The 2,997-nt window shown below is 63.1% G+C and carries 2 protein-coding genes, 1 rRNA gene and 1 pseudogene; all 4 read right to left on the bottom strand.

Features of this window, described 5'->3' with window-relative positions:
• Positions 1 to 32: 32 nt before the first annotated feature.
• Positions 33 to 830 (bottom strand): annotated as a pseudogene (gene istA / locus OU26_RS09225) (IS21 family transposase); the annotation flags it as partial.
• Between the two features lie 519 nt (positions 831 to 1,349).
• A complete protein-coding gene (locus tag OU26_RS09230) occupies positions 1,350 to 1,904 on the bottom strand; it encodes a PIN domain-containing protein (protein WP_026647268.1) in 555 nt (184 codons plus the stop codon).
• A complete protein-coding gene (locus OU26_RS09235; RefSeq protein WP_026647267.1) occupies positions 1,901 to 2,287 on the bottom strand; it encodes a helix-turn-helix domain-containing protein in 387 nt (128 codons plus the stop codon). Before OU26_RS09235 ends, OU26_RS09230 begins: the two co-directional genes overlap by 4 nt.
• Positions 2,288 to 2,797: 510 nt before the next feature.
• Positions 2,798 to 2,914 (bottom strand): 5S ribosomal RNA (gene rrf, locus OU26_RS09245).
• Positions 2,915 to 2,997: the final 83 nt, after the last annotated feature.

The following is a 2,997-nucleotide window of genomic DNA, read 5'->3' on the forward strand; positions in this document are numbered from 1 at the left end:
AACTCGGCTCACATCACATTGAACACAAACAAGTTGAAGTTCTCCAGGCTCCACACGCTCGGCTTGGGCACGAACAGCTTGCGGCGGACCATGCCGACCTTCGCCTCGACCGCGCCCTTCTCGTGGCCCGCGTACGGCGAGCACAGGGAGCAGTCGAACCCGTAGTGCGCCTGGAACGCCTGGAACGCCTGGAACAGGCGGGTCCAGCGGACGCCGCCGCCGCTGGTCCTGCGTCCCACGACCGCGGCGTTGTCGAACACGATGCGTTCGGGCACGCCGCCGAGCCATCCGAACAGGTTCTGCAGCGCCTGGCACGTGCATTCCGCGTTCTCGCCGGGCATGAGCTGGGCCAGACCGATGTTCGAGTACGGGAAGTCCAGAACGAAGTGGCGCATGCGCTGGACCGCGCCCCTGTAAAGCACGTCGACCTCGCCGAAATCGGCCTGGGCCTCGCCCGGATGCCACACCAGGTCCATGAACGCGCCGCCCGGCTCCACGGCCGACTCGCGCCTGAGCCTGGCCACGGCCCGGGTCACGGCCGACAACGACACCTCGGCGCCGTGCCCGTCGCGCAGCCGCTCCCATATCCTGGTCGCGGTGTGACGCTGCTTGCGCCAGCTGGCGCGATCCTCCGCGAGCCACTGCCCGATCAGCGGCAGATACGGGTCGATCACCGACCCGCGTCGTCTCCTCACGGGCGGTTTCTCGGACAGGTCGTCCATCCTGAGGTACTTTCGCACGGTGGGCTCGCTCACGTGCTGCCTGCGCGCTATCGACGCTATGGATTCGCCGTTCCTTCTCATACGGCGGATAGACTGTATCCGGGGCATGCTGATCATTTGCCTTTCCGGCCCTTTCTGGTGGAGATATGAAGCACCATCCAGTTAAGGCCTGTGGGTGGTCGGCATGCTCTTTGCCTAAACCCGAAAAAATTTCGTGACTAAATCATTAATTCCTTATTGAACACAAACAGACTGGAACCGCGAGCTCATAGAAAGCGGAATCCCGGAGCAGGACATCATAAAACGATGCACGAACGAACGTCCTCACCTAGATGTCCGTTGCCTTCGCCAGACAATAGCCCACGAAATCCCTATCGTTCCACACCATCATCATTAGAACAGCGCCGATCCCGTGCTTCGCCTTACAAAGCACTGCCACGGCGGTTAATGCAATCCATCGGCATGCGGGTAAAAGAACAACACCATTTACAGGATAACGACGAAATCCCCAATCATGAAATACATCCCTCGTCCCAAGACGGAGCATCATCACTGCGACGCCGTCCACGGCTCCTCCTGGACACGGAATCCTCAGGAAGAGCAGGCTCCATCAGCCACGTCGTCAAGTCATTCCATCGTGGCCAGGCGTTCCGCGAACCGGGTCAGGCCGAGTCCGCGCAGGCGTCCGGCCTCCTCCGCCATGGTGCGCGGCGGGTGCCGCTTCGATTCCACCAGGCCGCGTATCGCGGCCGCCGCCGCGTCCGGATCGTCGTCGAACAGCATCGAAAGGAAATCGTCGGGCGACACTGCGCGCAGTCCGAAACGGTCGAGGCACGTGTCCGGGAAGTCCTTGAGATTGGATGTGACGACCACGCCGGATCCGGATCTGATGGCGGCGGCCACGACATGCCGGTCATCCGGGTCCGGCAAGCCGACGACCATCTCCTCCAGAGGTTCCCATCCTTCGACCATCGCCTCCGGGAAGGCCATGGACAGGGTATGCAGGTACCGTTCCACGCCCTCACGCGTGGCGCGCCGCCAGACCGATGGGAGGTGTTCGCGCACCTCATCCATGATGCGTCCGGACCAGACGGGCTCGTACAGTTCGGCGTCGGCCATGCACAGCAGCGGATCCGTCACCCACGTGGAATAGAACACGTTGGCGTCCAGTACGGCCCTCACCGGACGGACGGCCCATCCGCGCCGTCGTAGGCGCCCATGTCCGCGGCCAACACGCGCGCGTCCTCCAACAGGCGGCCGCGGCGCGCGCGACGATCACGGTACGCCATGACGTCGCGATATTCGACCATCCGGTGCCCGGTGTCGGACAGGCGGCGCGCGGGTATCCGGCCGGCGTCGACCAGGCGTGCGACCGTTTTGGCGCTGACGCCCAGCAGTTCGGCGGCCTCGCCGGTCGTGAGCAGTCCCGCGCCCTCGGAGACCGCGTCGGCCGCGCGCATCGCGGCGTTGAACTCGGCCTCGGTCATCTCGTACGTCCTGCCGTACCCTTGGATCACGAACGGCCTGTCGCCACGGACCACGGCATCGATCACAGGCAACCCCATGCTCCCACGCTCCTTTTCGATCGACGATACGATCCCACCATACCACAAACGGACAAAACGGACAGTGTTTGGGAGGTGCGACCCATCGGCCCGCGTCCGGCAGCATCGGCCTCGCCAGACTGCAACCGACAGTCGTTCCGCCCCATGCGGTCCGAGACCACGCGGAGCTTGGCAGTACCGAATTGACCCTGGACGTGTACAGTCGGAACGTCCGCGCGATCCACTTCTATCGGCGCGAGGAATTCCGGATCCAAAGCGAGGACCTAGATGGATCCACCAGCGAACGGGAATACGCGATGCGGCGGGTGCGGCGGTCTGGATTCCCCGCCATGACGCTGCGGCACCCCGACCTCCCCGAATAGAAACTCCTTGAATAGGAGAAAACGCTCCCATGGCAAAACATGACAGGGGACGGGAGACAGGAAGGAAAAAACGAACCAAGAAACAGCCAATAAAACAAAAAAGGGGGTTCCCGGAGCCGTACGCTCCACGGGAACCCCCAAACAGTTGAAGCGGCGGCGTGCTACTCTCCCACACCCTCTCGAGTGCAGTACCATCGCCGCGCCTGGCCTTAGCTACCGGGTTCGGAATGGGACCGGGCGTCTCACCAGGGCTATGACCACCGCAAATCTAACGGCCACGGCAAGGAGACCAAAGGAATCCAAGCCGGCAAATCAATCCTTCGTGGCGGTTCGGGAACCGGCTAGCGG

This window comes from Bifidobacterium ruminantium DSM 6489 (assembly GCF_000770925.1).
Lineage (GTDB): Bacteria > Actinomycetota > Actinomycetes > Actinomycetales > Bifidobacteriaceae > Bifidobacterium > Bifidobacterium ruminantium.